Source organism: Pseudomonas abietaniphila (assembly GCF_039697315.1).
GTDB lineage: Bacteria > Pseudomonadota > Gammaproteobacteria > Pseudomonadales > Pseudomonadaceae > Aquipseudomonas > Aquipseudomonas abietaniphila_B.
Genome location: NZ_CP155619.1, coordinates 3832254 through 3849019 on the forward strand (window position 1 = coordinate 3832254; position 16766 = coordinate 3849019).

The 16766-nt window shown below is 60.2% G+C and carries 14 protein-coding genes; 4 read left to right on the forward strand and 10 right to left on the reverse strand.

What is annotated here, in order from left to right:
* Positions 1-102: 102 nt before the first annotated feature.
* The 10 genes from purH to ABDX87_RS17015 form a co-directional block, all read right to left on the reverse strand.
* Entirely contained in the window at positions 103-1710 is a 1608-nt protein-coding gene (purH, locus tag ABDX87_RS16970; protein WP_346828922.1) for a bifunctional phosphoribosylaminoimidazolecarboxamide formyltransferase/IMP cyclohydrolase, read from the reverse strand.
* An 81-nt stretch (positions 1711-1791) separates the two neighbouring features.
* Positions 1792-2112: a DNA-binding transcriptional regulator Fis gene (fis, locus tag ABDX87_RS16975; RefSeq protein ID WP_007907419.1), complete on the reverse strand. Its 321-nt coding sequence runs from the start codon at positions 2110-2112 to the stop codon at positions 1792-1794.
* Positions 2109-3122, reverse strand: coding sequence for a tRNA dihydrouridine synthase DusB (gene dusB / locus ABDX87_RS16980; protein WP_346828923.1), 1014 nt, complete (start codon positions 3120-3122; stop codon positions 2109-2111). Before dusB ends, fis begins: the two co-directional genes overlap by 4 nt.
* 295 nt (positions 3123-3417) lie before the next feature.
* Positions 3418-4800: a DUF3426 domain-containing protein gene (locus tag ABDX87_RS16985; protein WP_346828924.1), complete on the reverse strand. Its 1383-nt coding sequence runs from the start codon at positions 4798-4800 to the stop codon at positions 3418-3420.
* Positions 4801-4848: 48 nt separating this feature from the next.
* Positions 4849-5727 carry a 50S ribosomal protein L11 methyltransferase gene (prmA, locus tag ABDX87_RS16990; protein WP_346828925.1) on the reverse strand — a complete coding sequence of 293 codons (879 nt, stop codon included), beginning with the start codon at positions 5725-5727 and terminating at the stop codon, positions 4849-4851.
* Between the two features lie 135 nt (positions 5728-5862).
* Positions 5863-7227: an acetyl-CoA carboxylase biotin carboxylase subunit gene (gene accC, locus ABDX87_RS16995; protein ID WP_346828926.1), complete on the reverse strand. Its 1365-nt coding sequence runs from the start codon at positions 7225-7227 to the stop codon at positions 5863-5865.
* A gap of 17 nt (positions 7228-7244) precedes the next feature.
* Positions 7245-7706, reverse strand: a complete 462-nt coding sequence (gene accB, locus ABDX87_RS17000; RefSeq protein ID WP_346828927.1) for an acetyl-CoA carboxylase biotin carboxyl carrier protein — start codon at positions 7704-7706, stop codon at positions 7245-7247.
* Between the two features lie 80 nt (positions 7707-7786).
* Positions 7787-8239 (reverse strand): type II 3-dehydroquinate dehydratase, encoded by a 453-nt coding sequence (aroQ, locus tag ABDX87_RS17005; protein WP_074751988.1) that lies wholly within the window; start codon positions 8237-8239, stop codon positions 7787-7789.
* A gap of 170 nt (positions 8240-8409) precedes the next feature.
* On the reverse strand, positions 8410-10200 hold the full coding sequence (locus ABDX87_RS17010; RefSeq protein ID WP_346828928.1) for a protein-disulfide reductase DsbD: 1791 nt from the start codon (positions 10198-10200) through the stop codon (positions 8410-8412).
* A gap of 170 nt (positions 10201-10370) precedes the next feature.
* Positions 10371-12029, reverse strand: a complete 1659-nt coding sequence (locus tag ABDX87_RS17015; RefSeq protein WP_346828929.1) for a PleD family two-component system response regulator — start codon at positions 12027-12029, stop codon at positions 10371-10373.
* 383 nt (positions 12030-12412) lie between these two features.
* Here ABDX87_RS17015 and ABDX87_RS17020 point away from each other — a divergent pair, with 383 nt between their 5' ends.
* The 4 genes from ABDX87_RS17020 to speA all read left to right on the forward strand — a co-directional run bounded on the left by ABDX87_RS17020 (position 12413) and on the right by speA (position 16713).
* On the forward strand, positions 12413-13507 hold the full coding sequence (locus ABDX87_RS17020; protein ID WP_346828930.1) for a DUF2333 family protein: 1095 nt from the start codon (positions 12413-12415) through the stop codon (positions 13505-13507).
* Between the two features lie 3 nt (positions 13508-13510).
* The gene (locus ABDX87_RS17025) at positions 13511-14056 is read left to right on the forward strand and encodes an NUDIX hydrolase (RefSeq protein ID WP_346828931.1); all 546 of its coding nucleotides are present in this window, start codon (positions 13511-13513) and stop codon (positions 14054-14056) included.
* A 186-nt stretch (positions 14057-14242) separates the two neighbouring features.
* On the forward strand, positions 14243-14614 hold the full coding sequence (locus ABDX87_RS17030) for a translation initiation factor Sui1 (RefSeq protein WP_346828932.1): 372 nt from the start codon (positions 14243-14245) through the stop codon (positions 14612-14614).
* A gap of 185 nt (positions 14615-14799) precedes the next feature.
* Positions 14800-16713 carry an arginine decarboxylase gene (gene speA / locus ABDX87_RS17035; RefSeq protein WP_346828933.1) on the forward strand — a complete coding sequence of 638 codons (1914 nt, stop codon included), beginning with the start codon at positions 14800-14802 and terminating at the stop codon, positions 16711-16713.
* Positions 16714-16766 lie beyond the last annotated feature (53 nt).

Consider the following 16766-nt stretch of genomic DNA (forward strand, 5'->3'; position numbering starts at 1 on the left):
TGTGGGAGCGAGCTTGCTCGCGAAAGCGGTGTGTCAGTCGACGTTAATGTCTCTGGCAGATTGCATTCGCGAGCAAGCTCGCTCCCACAGTTAATCGGTGTATCAGTGACGGAAATGGCGCATGCCCGTGAAGACCATGGCGATTCCGGCTTCGTCGGCCGCTGCAATCACTTCGTTGTCGCGCATCGAGCCGCCCGGCTGGATCACCGCAGTGATGCCGACCTTGGCGGCGTTGTCGATGCCGTCACGGAACGGGAAGAAAGCGTCCGACGCCATGACCGCGCCCTGAACCTGCAGGCCTGCGTGCTCGGCCTTGATGGCCGCGATGCGTGCGGAGTTCACACGGCTCATCTGGCCGGCGCCGACACCGATGGTCTGACGGTTCTTGGCGTAGACGATGGCGTTGGATTTGACATACTTGGCGACTTTCCAGGCGAAGATCAGGTCGTGGATTTCCTGCTCGCTCGGCGCGCGCTTGGTCACGACTTTCAGATCGTCGGCGGTGATCATGCCGATGTCACGGCTCTGCACCAGCAGGCCGCCATTGACGCGTTTGTAGTCCCACGCCGGAGCGCGTTCGCTGTCCCACTGGCCGCTGGTCAACAGACGAACGTTGGCTTTGCTGGCAACGATGGCCTGGGCTTCGGCGCTGACGCTTGGGGCGATGATCACTTCGACGAACTGGCGCTCGACGATGGCCTTGGCGGTCTCGGCGTCCAGTTGACGGTTAAAGGCGATGATGCCGCCGAAGGCCGACTCGCTGTCGGTGGCATAAGCCAGCTCGTACGCCTGACGAATGCCGCCTTCGGCGTCCGGGCTGACCGCTACGCCGCACGGGTTGGCGTGCTTGACGATGACGCAGGCCGGCTTGACGAAGCTCTTCACGCATTCCAGTGCAGCGTCGGTATCGGCGACGTTGTTGTAGGAGAGTTCTTTGCCCTGCAACTGGGTTGCGGTGGCAATGCCGACTTCGGCGGGTTTGGCTTCAACGTAGAACGCCGCGCTCTGATGCGGGTTCTCGCCGTAGCGCATTTCCTGAGCCTTGATGAACTGTGTATTGAAGGTGCGCGGGAATTCGCTGCGGCCTTCGGTCGACAGGGTTTCGGCGCTCTGGTCGACGCTGCCCAGGTAGTTGGCGATCATGCCGTCGTAGGCGGCGGTGTGTTCGAACGCCTTGAGCATCAGGTCGAAACGCTGTGCGTAGGTCAGACCACCGGCCTTGAGGCTTTCCAGCACCTGGCTGTAATCGCTCGCGTTGACCACGATGGCGACGTCTTTATGGTTTTTCGCGGCCGAACGGACCATGGTAGGGCCGCCGATGTCGATGTTTTCGATAGCGGTCGGCAGGTCGCAGCCTGGCTTGGAAACCGTGGCTTCGAACGGATACAGGTTCACGGCCACCAGGTCGATCGGCTTGATGCCGTGTTCGGCCATGATGGCGTCGTCGGTGCCGCGACGTCCCAGAATGCCCCCGTGGATTTTCGGGTGAAGGGTCTTGACGCGACCGTCCATCATTTCTGCAAAGCCGGTGTAATCCGCGACTTCTACCGCTGCGACGCCGTTGTCCTTGAGCAGCTTGAAGGTGCCGCCAGTGGAGAGGATCTCGACGCCGAGGGCTTCGAGTTCACGGGCGAATTCAAGGATCCCGGTCTTGTCGGAAACGCTGATCAAGGCGCGGCGGATCGGCAGGCGGGTAGTCTGGTCGGTCATCTCAACTTCCATCAAAAGCAAATGAGTTCTACAAAAAAAGCGACCGCATTGAAGTGAGGTCGCTTTTTGTGTTCTGGATGCTTACAGCAGGTCGTACTGCTTGAGTTTCTTGCGCAAGGTGCCACGGTTCAGACCGAGCAGTTCGGACGCCTTCGTCTGGTTGCCCTTGACGTAATTCATCACGCACTCGAGCAAAGGCGCTTCGACTTCCGAGAGCACGAGATTGTAAACATCAGTGACGGCAGCACCTTCAAGGTGAGCGAAATAATTGTGCAGCGCCTTTTCGACGCTTCCACGAAGGGTCTGACCTTCTTCGCTTGGCGTGTTGAGGTGCTGTTTCAAATTGACGTTGTCGCTCACGGGTGTTGTTCCACTCACTAAAGTCTCTGTCATCATCGTCATGCGGCCACCTCTTGTTCGTTCCCTGCTTCCGGGCTTTTATAGCGTTCGGCAAAGAATTCCCGAACGTTGGCGCACTGTGCTTCCGTACCTTCCAAACGATTGAAATGGGCGCGAAACTCCCTGGCGCCCGGCAAGGTTGCGAGATACCAGCCGACGTGTTTACGGGCGATCCGCACGCCCATAACGTCGCCATAGAACGTGTGAAGCGCGGCCAGATGCTCTAGCAGAATGCGTTCCACTTCACCCAACGCCAGCGCAGGGAGTTTTTCCCCGGTGCGCAAGTAGTGTTCTATCTCGCGAAAAATCCATGGGCGCCCTTGGGCGGCCCGGCCAATCAACAGTCCATCGGCACCGGTCGCGTGCAAGACGTGCCGGGCTTTTTCCGGTGAATCGATGTCGCCGTTGGCGAACACCGGAATCGACACCGCCTGCTTGATTGCAGCGATGGTGTCGTACTCGGCTTCACCGGTGTAGAGATCCGCGCGGGTTCGACCATGCACCGCCAAGGCCTGGATTCCGGCTTGTTCGGCGATTCTGGCGACCGTCAGACCATTTTTGTTCGCCCGGTCCCAGCCGGTACGAATCTTCAGGGTGACCGGCACGTCGACTGCCGCGACCACCGCGTGCAGGATTTCGGTCACCAACTGCTCATCTTTCAACAGTGCGGAACCAGCGGCCTTGTTGCAGACCTTTTTCGCCGGACAGCCCATGTTGATATCGATGATCTGTGCGCCAAGTTCGACGTTGGCGCGTGCTGCATCCGCAAGCATCTGCGGATCTCCACCGGCGATCTGTACCGAACGGGGTTCGGGATCACCTTCGTGAATCATGCGTAACCGCGATTTGCGGCTGTTCCACAGGCTCATGTCACTGGTGACCATTTCCGACACCACCAGACCTGCGCCGAGTTGGCGACAGAGCTGCCGGAAGGGCTGGTCGGTGACGCCCGCCATGGGGGCGAGAATCAAGCCGTTCTGCAATGTATATGGGCCGATGCGTACCGCCGACATAGGGTGACCTGTTGTGGGGCCGAATCACGAGGTCTGGTCCGAAAAGTGCCACCAATCAAAGTCGGCGCGACGGTTCAGACAGGACCCAGAGTATGAAAAAGGGTGGGCATGATACCCGCTCTCGATGACTGGATAAAGGCTGAATTGGATAAAATCTGAACAGTTGCTTTCTTATTGCGAACGGTTAGGTTCGGGATCGCGCTGTCATAAAACTGTCGTCGGTTTTTCAGCCGCTCTGCGCCGCATTTTCACGCGGTCGCTGCGCTCGCCATTCAGTCAAGGCCGGTCTCGGAGTTTACTCCGGCGAGCGAAAACTCAAACTGTAATTCACCGCTTTCGGACCAGGGTCGAGAATGTCCAGAGCAATGTGAATAGGCGTCTGCGGCGGCATTTCGTCCTTGCCAGCCAGCTCGCCGCTCAAATATTCGCCGGGCTTGAACCGACGACTGGCAATCAACTGACCGCTGGTATCGGCGAAGCGCAGCTCCAGCAGCGGAAACGGCTGAGAGAAGGAGGCGCGGTTGTAAATGATCGCATCGACCACCAGCGCGCCCTGAAACTCGGGATGACTGCGGACCACCAGATTGCTGCTTTTGAGCAGCTTGATGTCGACCTTGGAAGGCACCTTGCAGCCGACCTGCGGGCAGATCTCCTGGAACCAGGGGCGGTATTGATCCTGACGGGCGAGCTCGTCGAAGTGATACCAGATGTATTGGCCCGCCAGCGCGCCCAGCGCAATCAGCACCAGCAGCAGCCAGAGCACGCGGCGACCCGTGCGCGGTTTGGGCTTTTGCCAGGCCAGTTGCAGCGGGTCGTCTGTCAGGTCCAGCAATGCCCGGTCGCGCAAGGCCGGTTCACTGCGCTCGCGTTTGCCATGGGCCTGCGGCCGCTCGTCCTCATCGTCGTCTTCGTGACGGTGAGCGGGATCGCGCGCGTCGTCGCCATCCAGTGCCGAAAAGCGTTCGGACGCGTGTGGCTCATCGATTTCGGTCTCGACATGGCGCAGACGAGCATGTGTCGGCTCATCGTCGATGTCGTCGGTGTTCAGTGAGAGCGAGGGCTCGGTGCGTTGGTCGTCGTCCCGGTCGATATCCTCGCCCACCTGCGGTTCGTCGAGAGGGTCGTGGTCGTCGCGTTCGACGATGACTTCAGCGCGCAATTCCGGCAGGTGGTTGACGTCGTCGTGGCTCAGCCCGTGGTCCCAGTGTTCTGTGCTGACTTCAGGCTCGTCGCGGCGAGCGCTGAATGACTCGACCTCGTCGTGGTCACGGGCGTGGCTGGCGCGGCCGAAGGATTCGGGCAACTGAATCTCGCGCTGTTCAAGGCGGGCGAGCTCCACATCGAGGTCGTCCAGATCCAGGCTGTCCACGTCGACGTTACGGGTTTCGCGCTTGACCGGCAGCGGGGCCGGCTCGGGCACCGTTACGGAGTGGCTCGCGAGGACGGCAGGCGTTTCCACCGGTCCGGGTGTCGGGACCGGCGCGGACACGGCGGGCGCTGGCGGTTCCGCGCTGGCGTTCGCGGCCCCGATCCGTTGCTCCAGCAGTTGTTTCGCGGCGTTGAACACTTGCAGGCAAGAGCCGCAGCGCACCATGCCTCGAGCAACGCTCAACTGGGCGTGGCTGACGCGGAAACTGGTCTGGCAGTGCGGGCACTGGGTGACGAAGCTGTCGGTCATGCGGGTATCCGGGGGTTAGCGAGCGCCTGAAGGTGTGGGGTCAGTGGATCAACGACGACGACCGGTAATCCGCACCCAGCCGTCACGGTTGGCGATCGGGTCCAGGTCAAATGTGTCCGCGTAGGCAGCGGCGACTTCATCGCCTTGTTCGGCAAGAATGCCGGACAGTGCAAGACGCCCACCGGGTTTGACCAGGCTGGCCAGCTGAGGTGCCAGAGAAACCAGAGGCCCTGCGAGAATATTAGCGACCAATACGTCAGCCGGCTCTTTGGGCAGGTCTTCGGGCAGATAGAGCGGAAATTTGTCCGCCGGTACGTTGTTGCGCCCCGCATTGTCGCGAGAAGCTTCCAGTGCCTGCACGTCGATATCGGTGCCGACCGCGTGTCGGGCGCCCAGCAGCAGTGCGGCGATGGCGAGGATGCCCGAGCCGCAGCCGAAGTCGAGTACGTTGCAGTCGCTCAGGTCCTGACCGTCCAGCCATTCCAGGCACAGGGCGGTGGTCGGGTGGGTGCCGGTGCCGAAGGCCAGGCCCGGATCGAGCAGCAGATTGACTGCATCGGGCTCCGGGGCTGCGTGCCAGCTTGGCACGATCCAGAGGCGCTGGCCGAAGCGCATGGGCTGGAAGTTGTCCATCCAGCTGCGTTCCCAGTCCTGGTCTTCGATCACTTCGTGCATGTGTTCCGGCAGATCGGCGCCGGTCAGCAGCTTAAGGTGCGCGAGCACGTGATCGGCGTTGGTGTCGGCTTCGAACAGGGCCAGCAGGTGAGTGTGCGACCACAGCGGCGTGGTATTGAGTTCAGGTTCGAAGATCGGCTGGTCTTCAGCATCCATGAACGTCACGGACACGGCACCGACTTCAAGCAGCGCGTCTTCGTAGGTTTCGGCTTGTTCTGGGCTGATGGCGAGACGGACTTGCAGCCAAGGCATGGCGGATTACCTTCGAATTGAAAAAAGGACAGGCGGCGTAGAGCCACGAAAGACCCGCAAGTTTACGGGGTTCGGGGAGAAACAACAAAGCCGCTCGAAAGCGGCTTTGCGGGTCTGTAGCACTCTATGGGCGGATCAGTGTTTCTCACCGGCCAGTTTGTGTTCCAGGTAGTGAATGTTGACGCCGCCTTTGCAGAAGCCTTCATCACGGGTCAGATCACGGTGCAGCGGTATGTTGGTCTTGATCCCGTCGACCACGATTTCGTCCAGGGCATTGCGCATGCGAGCCATGGCTTCGTCGCGGTCCTTGCCCCAGGTGATCAGCTTGCCGATCAGTGAGTCGTAGTTCGGTGGAACCGCATAACCGCTGTACAGGTGCGAATCGACGCGAACGCCGTTGCCGCCTGGTGCGTGGAAATGCTTGACCGTGCCTGGGCTCGGCATGAAGGTTTTCGGGTCTTCGGCGTTGATCCGGCACTCAAGGGCGTGACCGTGGATCTTCACGTCATCCTGGGTGTACGACAACACATTGCCAGCAGCGATGCTCAGCATTTCCTTGACGATGTCGATGCCGGTGACCATTTCCGAAACCGGGTGCTCTACCTGAACGCGGGTGTTCATCTCGATGAAATAGAACGCGCCGTTCTCGTACAGGAATTCGAACGTACCGGCACCGCGGTAACCGATGTCGATGCACGCCTTGACGCAACGAGCCAGCACTTCAGCGCGGGCTTTTTCGTCGATACCCGGTGCAGGCGCTTCTTCAAGCACCTTCTGGTGGCGGCGTTGCAGCGAGCAGTCACGGTCGCCCAGGTGGATGGCGTGACCCTGGCCGTCGGACAGTACCTGCACTTCCACGTGACGTGGGTTGGTCAGGAACTTCTCCAGATAGACCATCGGGTTGCCGAAGGCTGCGCCAGCTTCGCTACGGGTCAGTTTGGCCGAGGAGATCAGGTCCTCTTCCTTGTGAACCACGCGCATGCCACGACCACCACCGCCGCCAGCGGCTTTGATGATCACCGGGTAACCGACCTCACGGCCGATACGCAGCGCTTCTGCTTCGTCTTCCGGCAGCGGGCCGTCGGAGCCTGGAACGGTCGGAACGTTCGCCTTGATCATGGCGTCCTTGGCCGACACCTTGTCGCCCATCAGGCGAATGGTGTCAGCTTTGGGGCCGATAAAGGCAAAACCGGACTTCTCGACCTGCTCGGCGAAATCGGCGTTTTCCGCCAGAAAGCCGTAGCCAGGGTGGATCGCCGTGGCGCCGGTGACTTCGGCGGCCGCGATGATCGCCGGGATGTGCAGGTAGGACTGAGCAGCCGATGCCGGACCAATGCAGACGGATTCGTCTGCCAGACCCAGGTGCATCAGGTCCTTGTCAGCCTTGGAGTAAACGGCGACGGTCTTGATGCCCAGCTCTTTGCAGGCACGCAGGATCCGCAGGGCAATTTCACCGCGGTTGGCGATCAGAACTTTTTCCAACTTCGCAGGTTTCAACATCGTTGGCTCTCCGCGGTTCAAACGATGGTGAACAGCGGCTGGTCATACTCAACCGGCTGGCCGTCTTCGACGAGGATGGACTCGATCACGCCGCTGGTTTCGGCTTCGATGTGGTTCATCATTTTCATCGCTTCGACGATGCAGAGGGTGTCGCCTTTCTTCACGGTCTGGCCGACTTCAGCGAAGGCTGGCGAGGTTGGCGACGCTTTGCGGTAGAAGGTGCCGACCATTGGCGAACGGGCAACGGTGCCGTTCAGTTTTGCGGCGGCTGGCGCTTCGGCTGCGGCGGCAGCGACGGGCGCGGCGGCTGGAGCGGGTGCTGCAGGTGCGGCAACCGGGGCTGGCGCGTAGTACTGCTGCGCTGGAGTCTTGCTGTGACGGCTGATTCGTACGGACTCTTCGCCTTCACGGATTTCCAGTTCGTCGATGCCAGATTCTTCCAGCAGTTCGATCAGTTTCTTGACTTTACGGATATCCATTAATCATCAACTCCCAAGGGACGGTCAGGGGTATTCGGTAGCCGGTTCAGGCTGTGTGGCTCAGTGCGAAACTGCGCCGCTCACGCCTTCGAACGGGTGGCCAGTTGTTCCAGGGCAGCCTCCAGGGCCAGTCGGTAACCGCTGGCGCCAAGGCCGCAGATCACGCCTACAGCGACATCTGAAAAGTAGGAGTGATGGCGGAAAGGTTCGCGCTTGTGCACATTCGAGAGGTGCACTTCGATGAATGGGATGCTCACTCCCAGCAATGCGTCACGTATTGCGACACTTGTGTGAGTAAAAGCAGCCGGATTGATCAGAATGAAATCCACACCTTCATCGCGCGCAGCGTGGATGCGATCAATCAATTCGTACTCGGCGTTGCTTTGCAGGTACATCAGATGGTGGCCGGCTTCGCGCGCACGCTTCTCCAGATCCTGGTTGATATCGGCCAACGTGATCGAGCCATAGATCCCCGGTTCACGGGTGCCCAGCAGGTTCAGGTTAGGTCCGTGAAGAACCAGAAAAGTCGCCATCGTGTGTTCCTTGTTGTATGCGTTGTCGACGCTCGCCGCGAGTGCGAGGCAGATTGCAGGTGCAAACCGTTGAAGCGCAGCGACTATGCCGGAAACCGTATTGGACTGTCCAGTTACCGACAATACTCAGCACGATGTCCGATGTTCGCGCAAAGTTTGTGACTAAGAGCCTAAATTTGGTCATTTGCTCTAGTAAGGTGCTCGGAGAAGCCCTCAACGTCGATTTCGCCGACGACACGCGCATTTGTCAGCTCGTTCCCGTCTTTTCCGAAAAACAGCAAAGCTGGGGGGCCAAACAATTTATAACGATCCAGCAACGCACGCTGCTCGGGACTGCTGTCAGTCATGTCGAAGCGGATCAAACGAAACCCCTTGAGCTGGCTGACAATTTTCGGATCGGGCAACACTTCATGCTCGATGACCTTGCAGCTGATGCACCAGTCCGCGTACCAGTCGACCAACACCGGTTTTTCGGCGTTTTTCGACTCATCGAGGATCCGGTTCAGATCGTTAACCTGTGTCACGGTCTGCCATTGCTCTGCCGTTTTTCCAGTGTTTTCACCGGCGATCTGCGCGACCTGTGGGCGGCCCAACGGTCGTAACGGGTCGGTCTGCCCGCTTAGTGCGCCATACCAGCAGGAGAGAGCGTAGACCAAGAGAAGCAAGCCGAGCAGTTGGGACAGGCGACCACGAGGGGTCTTCTCGTTGAATTCCAGCGCGCCAAGAAACAGCGCGACGCCGGCCCACAGCAGGCCGATCAGCACCAATGTGGCTTGGCCCGGAATGACCCGGCTGAGTAGCCCGATCGCCAGCGCCAGTAGCAAGACGCCAATGGCGTTCTTGACCGTTACCAACCAAGGGCCGCTCTTCGGCAGCCAGGCGGCACCGCCCGTGGCCACGACGACCAGTGGCGCGCCCATGCCCAGGCCCAGGGCAAACAATTTCAGCGCGCCGCCCAGTGCGTCACCGCTGGCGCTGATATAAAGCAGCGCACCGGCCAGTGGCGCAGAAACGCAAGGTGAAACCAGCAGGCTCGAAACCACGCCCAGCACCGCGGCACCCCACAGCGAGCCGCCTTGGGTATTGCCCGCGATGCGGTCGAGTCGGTCGTTCAGTGCGCGGGGCAGGCGCAGTTCGAAGGCGCCGAACATGGCGATGGCGAACACCACGAAGAACAGTGAAAACGGAACCAGCACCCACGCCGACTGGAGGCGCGCCTGCAGGTTGAGGCTGGCGCCGAACAGGCCCATCAGCGCACCGAGAAGCGCGAAACAGATCGCCATCGGCAGCACATACGCGAGCGATAACGAGAAGCCGCGCAACCCGCCAATCTGCCCTCGCAGCACCACACCGGAAAGGATCGGCAGCATGGGCAATACGCAGGGCGTGAACGTGAGTCCGACGCCTGCGAGGAAGAACAGCGCCAGTTGTTTCCAACTGAGCGGTGTTTTGCCTTGGTCTGTTGTGGGGCCTGCATCCGCCGTCGAAAGTGCGGCACCGGCTATGCTCAATCGTTCGGTTTCCGGTGGATAGCACAGGCCCTTGTCAGCGCAGCCCTGATAGGTCACGACCAAGGTGAAGGGGCGGGTATCACCGGCTTTGCGGGGAAGGCTGATGTCGAGAATGCCGTGATAGACCTCTACGTCGCCGAAGTACTCATCGTGTTTCTTTTCGCCATCGGGCAGTTGCGCAGCGCCCAGGCCGATATCCGCTGGCTCGGTCCGAAACTGGAAGCGATGGCGGTACAGGTAATAGCCTTCGGTGGCGACGAACTGCAACTTGATGGACTCAGGCGAGGTGTCTATCAGGTTCAGTTGAAAGGCCTGGCGGACCGGCAGGAAGTCCTTGCTGTTGTCAATGGCTGCGCCGCCCAGCGTGGAAGCGGGCCGACTGTCCAGCAGGCTCGCGCTGAAGGCGGGCAGGGCGAAGGTCAGCAGTAACAGACAAAGCAGGCGGCGCATGGCGGTCTCGCATTACAAAGGTCCGCGCATGATAGCGGAGTGTTTGCGCAGGTGCAGGGTGGTGCGGTGGTTCTATCCAGCAGCACACGCAGTCCATTGTAGGAGCGCGCTTGCCCGCGAAAGCGATCGATCAGTCACCGTCGCAGCGTGAGGTTGAGCGCAGACGTGGACTAGGTGATGTCCATCGTCGGATGCTTCTTCTGGGGCGTTAACTCGTCTCGCAACCCATGCACCTGATTGCGCCCGGCCTTCTTCGCGCGGTATAGCGCGTCGTCTGCCTGTGACGCCATCATCAACGCATCGTCGTGTTCGCCCAGCTCGACCACACCGGCGCTGAATGTGCAGAACAGATCGGTCGGTTGTGCCGGGTAATGGATCTCGGCGAAGCGCCGGCGGATTTCGTCGAGCACGCCGTAGGCGGCCTTCAGGTCGGTGTCGGGCATGACCACTGCGAACTCTTCGCCGCCGTAACGACCGATGTAGTCGGTCTTGCGCAGGCGCTGTTTCAGGAACAACGCCAGGCTTTTGATCACCCGGTCACCCATGGGGTGGCCGTGGCCGTCATTGACCTTCTTGAAGTGGTCGATGTCCAGCATCGCAAAGCTCAGCGGTTTGTTCTCGCGGCGTGCGCGGAAACTGCAATCCTCGAGCAATTGCAGAATGTGCGTGTGGTTATAAAGCCCGGTGAGGCTGTCGCGTACCATGCGCGCCTTGAGGTTGCGCGCCCGCGCCGCGCGGTTGCGCACGGTGGTGATCAAGTGCCGTGGCTTGATCGGCTTGGTGAGGAAGTCGTCACCACCTTCGCTCATCGCGTCCAGCTGTTTATCCAGATCGTCTTCGGCCGAGAGGTAGATGATCGGCACGCTGACATAACGGTCGTTGTGGCGAATCACCTTCGCAAGTTCAGTGCCAGTGCAGCCGGGCATGTACATGTCGAGGATGATCAGGTCCGGCTGAAATTCCGCCAGCTCGGCCATGGTCTTGATCGGATCGAACAGCGTGCGCGTGACGATGCCTGCGCTGTTGAGCAAACGCTCGGTGTGCGTGGCCTGCGCGCGCGAGTCATCGATGATCAGCACTTTATAAGGTTCGTACTGCGCGACCCGCGTCAGAATCTCGATCTTCTCCAGCAGGCTGGAGGCTTCCAGCGTGCCGGTCAGAAACTCTTCGCCGCCAGCGCGCACGGCGGCCAGTCGCGTGGGCGTATCGGTTTCGTGATGGCTGAAGAACAGCAACGGCAGTTTCTGCTCAAGGCCTTCCTGCATCTTGGCCGCCAGTTTCAGGCCTTCGCCGACGCCGCCAAAATCCACGTCCATCACCACAGCGGCCGGCAAACGCTCGGCCAGCGTCGCGTGAAACGCCTGGATGCTGTCGAGCGACTGCGCACTCAACCCGAAGAATTCCAGCTGTTTGGCCAGTCGCTCGCCACGTTCATGATCCTGAAGCATCACGTAAATGGGCTTGCGCAGTGGTGGAAGCGCCGTGTGTTCCAAGCGGTCGCCATGACGCAGGCCGGTGCGTGACAGGCGCTGCATCAGGCGGTTGAGATCAGTGATCAACGCGCTGCTCAAGCGACCCCGGTTGGCTTCCACCTCCTGCAGGGACTGACTGATGCCGCGCGCCAGTTGAGCGTGCTCGGCCTGTTCGAAGCGCTCGGCGAAACGCAGCAACCGCTGGTTTGCCTCACTGAGTTCCTCCATGTCGGCCACCGACCATTCGCTCTGCTGCAGGCGCTGCCATACCTCCAGGATCTGACGTGCCTGGTGAATGACGCGCTGGGCGAAATGGTGCTTGAGGCGGTCGCGGCTCGGATCTTCTGCTTCGGTCATGTCCTGACTACTTATAGGGGAAACCCTGATACAAATGCTGGCTCTATGCTAGCACTAGTTTTACTGAACAAGTGCATCGCAAGTCATTTTGTTGTCATTTTTTCCAGGATTTACGCGTCAAATTTCCATCTTTTCAACGCGATAGGCAGCAATACTCGACAGAAAACCGATGAGAGTGCGCGTGACCGATCAGTCAGGTAATGCCTGATGCCCAAGGCAGCCTCGGGCATGACCTCGGGGTATGTTTGTGCAACACCCCGCTGCATGACGCCCACAGGCCTGTCGATTACGCAAATGAACCTTCCCCCGCGTTCCTGCCAAACGCACCTTGCTGTAAGGTTGCGGTCCTAAGCACTGAATTCCGCGATTGAAAGGACAAGGCCATGCTGGATTGGAAGAAGCGCTCGGGCACTGCGGGCGGGGGTGAGCGTGTTGAAGAGAAGCCCGTAGGCAAGGCGCCTCGGGGTTATTGGGGCGGTTTGTTTTTCAGCCGTGCCGTGGGGGCCGTGGTCGGCCTCTATCTGGTCGTCACCGTGGTGCTGGGCATCTGGTGGAGCAGCGAGCCGCCTATGTTTGCGGTCCAGCAACAGGCTCAGGCCGCCGCCGAGCGTGAAGGCAAGCAGATGGTGATCGGCTACACCACCGTCGAGACGCTCAAGACCGTCGCATCGACCCTGCTCGACAAGCCCGGCGGTTACATTTCCAACGACCGTTTCCCGCCTGGCTTATGGATGGACAACATGCCGAGCTGGGAATATGGCGTGCTGGTCCAGGTCCGTGATCTGAGCCGCGCCCTGCGCAAGGACTTTGCCCGTTCGCAATCGCAGTCGGCTGAAGACGGCGATCTGGCGCGCGCCGAGCCGTTGTTCAACTTCGACAACAAGAGCTGGGTGCTGCCTTCAAGCGAATCCCAATACCGCGATGGCATCGCTGCGCTGAGCCGTTATCAGGCGCGCTTGTCCGATCCGAACCAGAAAGGCGCGTTGTTTTACACCCGCGCCGACAACCTGAACAACTGGCTGGGCGATGTCGGCACCCGTCTGGGTTCGCTGTCCCAGCGGCTGTCTGCCAGCGTAGGTCGCGTCAAGCTCAACAGCACGCTGAAAACCGAAGCGCAGTCCACGGTGACCGTGAAGCCGGGCGAAGTGCCGCAGGTCGATGAAGAAATCGTTGAAACCCCATGGATGCAGATCGACAACGTGTTCTACGAGGCACGTGGTCAGGCGTGGGCGTTGTCGCATTTGCTGCGTGCCATTGAGGTCGACTTCGCCGACGTGCTGGCGAAAAAGAACGCCACCGTGAGTGTGCGCCAGATCATTCGTGAGCTGGAAGCGTCGCAAGAGCCTATGTGGAGCCCGGTGATTCTCAACGGCAGCCCGTTCGGTGTGTTCGCCAACCATTCGCTGGTCATGGCCAACTACCTGTCGCGCGCCAACGCGGCGGTGATCGACTTGCGTCAACTGTTGTCCCAGGGTTGATCGATGTCCGTCTCTGAGAATGAAGTCGCGCACCGCGCGGCTTCCGATGCCGAACTGATTGCCTGGGTTGATCGTCAGGATCAACTGCTCGGCTCGCTGCCTCGCGCCCAGCTGCGCGAGCGCGGGCTGATTGGCCGTGGCACGTACATTCTTTTGTTCAATTCAGCAGGCGAGTTGTGCGTGCACCGGCGCACGCTCAGCAAGGCGATCTATCCCGGTTACTGGGATGTCGCCGCGGGCGGTATGGTCCAGGCCGATGAGAGTTACGTCGAATCGGCTGCGCGGGAACTGGAAGAGGAACTGGGCGTGGCGGGAGTCGAGCTGACCGCCCACGAGCAGTTTTTTTTCGATCAGCCGGACAACCGGTTGTGGTGCGCAGTGTTTTCCGCGGTCTGGGACGGACCCTTGAAGCTCCAGCCTGAAGAAGTGATTGAAGCGCGCTTCATCGCGGTCGATCAGGTGCTGCGCGAAACCGCCGAAAAGCCTTATTGCCCGGACTCTCTGGCCGCGTTGAAGCGCTATTTGGGCAACGTCGCAAATGTCCCGTAAATTGGCGCATATTTGCACTTAGCATCGACGCTTTTTGCCGTTACACTGCGCGACCTTTTTCACGCTGGACGGCCTTGCCGTCCAGTAGCGCTGCCCCTGCCTGAGTGGGGCTTCGCGGTCGGCTCCGCAGAGTAGTTTCTGACGCTCTGCCCGACCAGACTTTGGTCCTCAAGAAGAGGATTGCCGGTGGCCAAAAAAGCCGCATCCTTCGCCGCCCTCGGTGGCCTGGTATTTTCAACCGACGCTGGACGGCACTGTCCCGAATGCCGTCAGCCCGTCGATGCCTGTATCTGCAAGAAATCCGTTATCCCCGAAGGTGATGGCATTGCCCGAGTTCGTCGCGAAAGCAAAGGTCGCGGCGGCAAGACGGTGACCACCATCACGGGCGTGCCGCTGGCCGAAGATGCACTCAAGGACCTGGCGACTACGCTCAAACGTCGTTGCGGAACCGGTGGTGCACTCAAGGACGGCGTGATCGAGATTCAAGGTGATCATGTCGAGACGCTGCTGGCGGAACTGGTCAAGCAGGGCTTCAAGGCGAAAAAGTCGGGCGGTTGAATCGTCCTGTTCAACCCGCCTTGGGTTTCGTTGTCGGTCTGGCACTGGTCTGTAAAAGCAAACTCTGCTGTGCGTTGCGGGTCTACTGCCGCACAGCGAGCTGGCGCCAAACCGTCATTTCCACTCTATACACTGCGCCCAGCCGGTCAGGCCGGGGCTTTATGACTTCTATATAGGGGACTTCGATGTCCGTACGACGCACACGCAAAGACGATGGCAGCCAATGGACCGTGGCAGACAGCCGCAGTGTCTATGGGATTCGTCATTGGGGGGCTGGTTATTTTGCAATCAACGAAGCCGGTCGCGTTGAAGTTCGTCCCAATGGTCCGGGCAGCTCGCCCATCGACCTTTACGAGCAGGTAGACGAGCTGCGCAAGAGCGGTTTGTCCTTGCCACTGCTGGTGCGCTTCCCGGACATCCTGCAAGACCGCGTACGTCAGCTGACCGGTGCGTTCGACGAAAACATCGAGCGCCTGGAATACCAGAGCAAGTACACCGCGCTGTACCCGATCAAGGTCAACCAGCAGGAAGCGGTGGTTGAAAACATCATTGCCACGCAGGACGTTTCCATCGGTCTGGAAGCCGGTTCCAAGCCTGAGCTGATGGCGGTGCTGGCCCTGGCGCCGAAGGGCGGCACCATCGTCTGCAATGGTTACAAGGACCGCGAATTCATTCGTCTGGCACTGATGGGCCAGAAGCTGGGCCACAACGTCTTCATCGTCATCGAGAAAGAGTCCGAAGTCGAACTGGTGATCGAAGAAGCCGCCGAGCTCAAGGTCGCGCCACAGGTCGGCCTGCGCGTGCGCCTGTCGTCGCTGGCGTCGAGCAAGTGGGCTGATACCGGTGGCGAAAAGTCCAAGTTCGGTCTGTCCGCCGCGCAGCTGTTGTCGGTGGTCGAGCGTTTCACCAAGGCGGGCCTGGATCAGGGCATTCGTTTGCTGCACTTCCACATGGGCTCGCAGATCGCCAACCTGGCGGACTATCAGCACGGTTTCAAGGAAGCCATTCGTTACTACGGCGAGCTGCGCAATCTGGGCCTGCCGGTCGATCACATCGACGTCGGTGGTGGCCTGGGGGTCGACTACGACGGCACGCACTCGCGTAACGCCAGCTCCATCAACTACGACATGGACGATTACGCCGGTGTCGTGGTCGGCATGCTCAAGGAGTTCTGCGATGCGCAGAGCCTGCCGCATCCGCACATCTTCTCGGAAAGCGGCCGGTCGCTGACCGCGCACCACGCAATGCTGGTGATTCAGGTCACCGACGTCGAGCGTCACAACGATGAAGTGCCAGAGATCACCGACAAGGAAAACCTGCCGGAAACCCTGCAGTGGCTGATCGATCTGCTGGGTCCGACTGACATCGAGATGGTCACCGAAACCTACTGGCGTGCCACGCACTACATGAGTGACATCGCGTCGCAGTACTCGGATGGCAAGATCACGCTGGCGCAGAAAGCCTTGGGCGAGCAGTGCTATTTCGCGGTCTGCCGCCGCCTGCACAACTCGTTGAAGGCGCGTCAGCGCTCGCACCGTCAGGTGCTGGACGAACTCAACGACAAGCTGGCCGACAAGTACATCTGCAACTTCTCGGTGTTCCAGAGCCTGCCGGACACCTGGGCGATCGATCAGGTACTGCCGATCATCCCGTTGCACCGTCTGGACGAAGAGCCGCTGCGTCGTGCCGTGCTGCAAGACCTGACCTGCGACTCCGACGGCAAGATCAACCAGTACGTCGACGAGCAGAGCATCGAAACCAGCCTGCCGGTCCACGCCCTGAACGAAGGCGAAGATTATCTGCTGGGCGTCTTCCTGGTCGGCGCGTATCAGGAAATCCTGGGCGACATGCACAACCTGTTCGGTGACACCGACTCGGTGAACATCTACCAAAACGCCGACGGCAGCGCCTATTCGGCAGGGATCGAAACCCACGACACCATCGAAGACATGCTGCGTTACGTGCACTTGTCGCCGGAAGAACTGATGACCCACTACCGGGACAAGGTTGCCAGCGCCAAGATCAGCCCGCGTGAGCGTACGCAATACCTGGACGCCCTGCGCCTGGGTCTGACGCGGTCTTCCTACCTGTCGTCCTGATCAACGCCAACGCGTAAAGAACGGGCCCCTGACGGGCCCGTTTTTTATTTCTC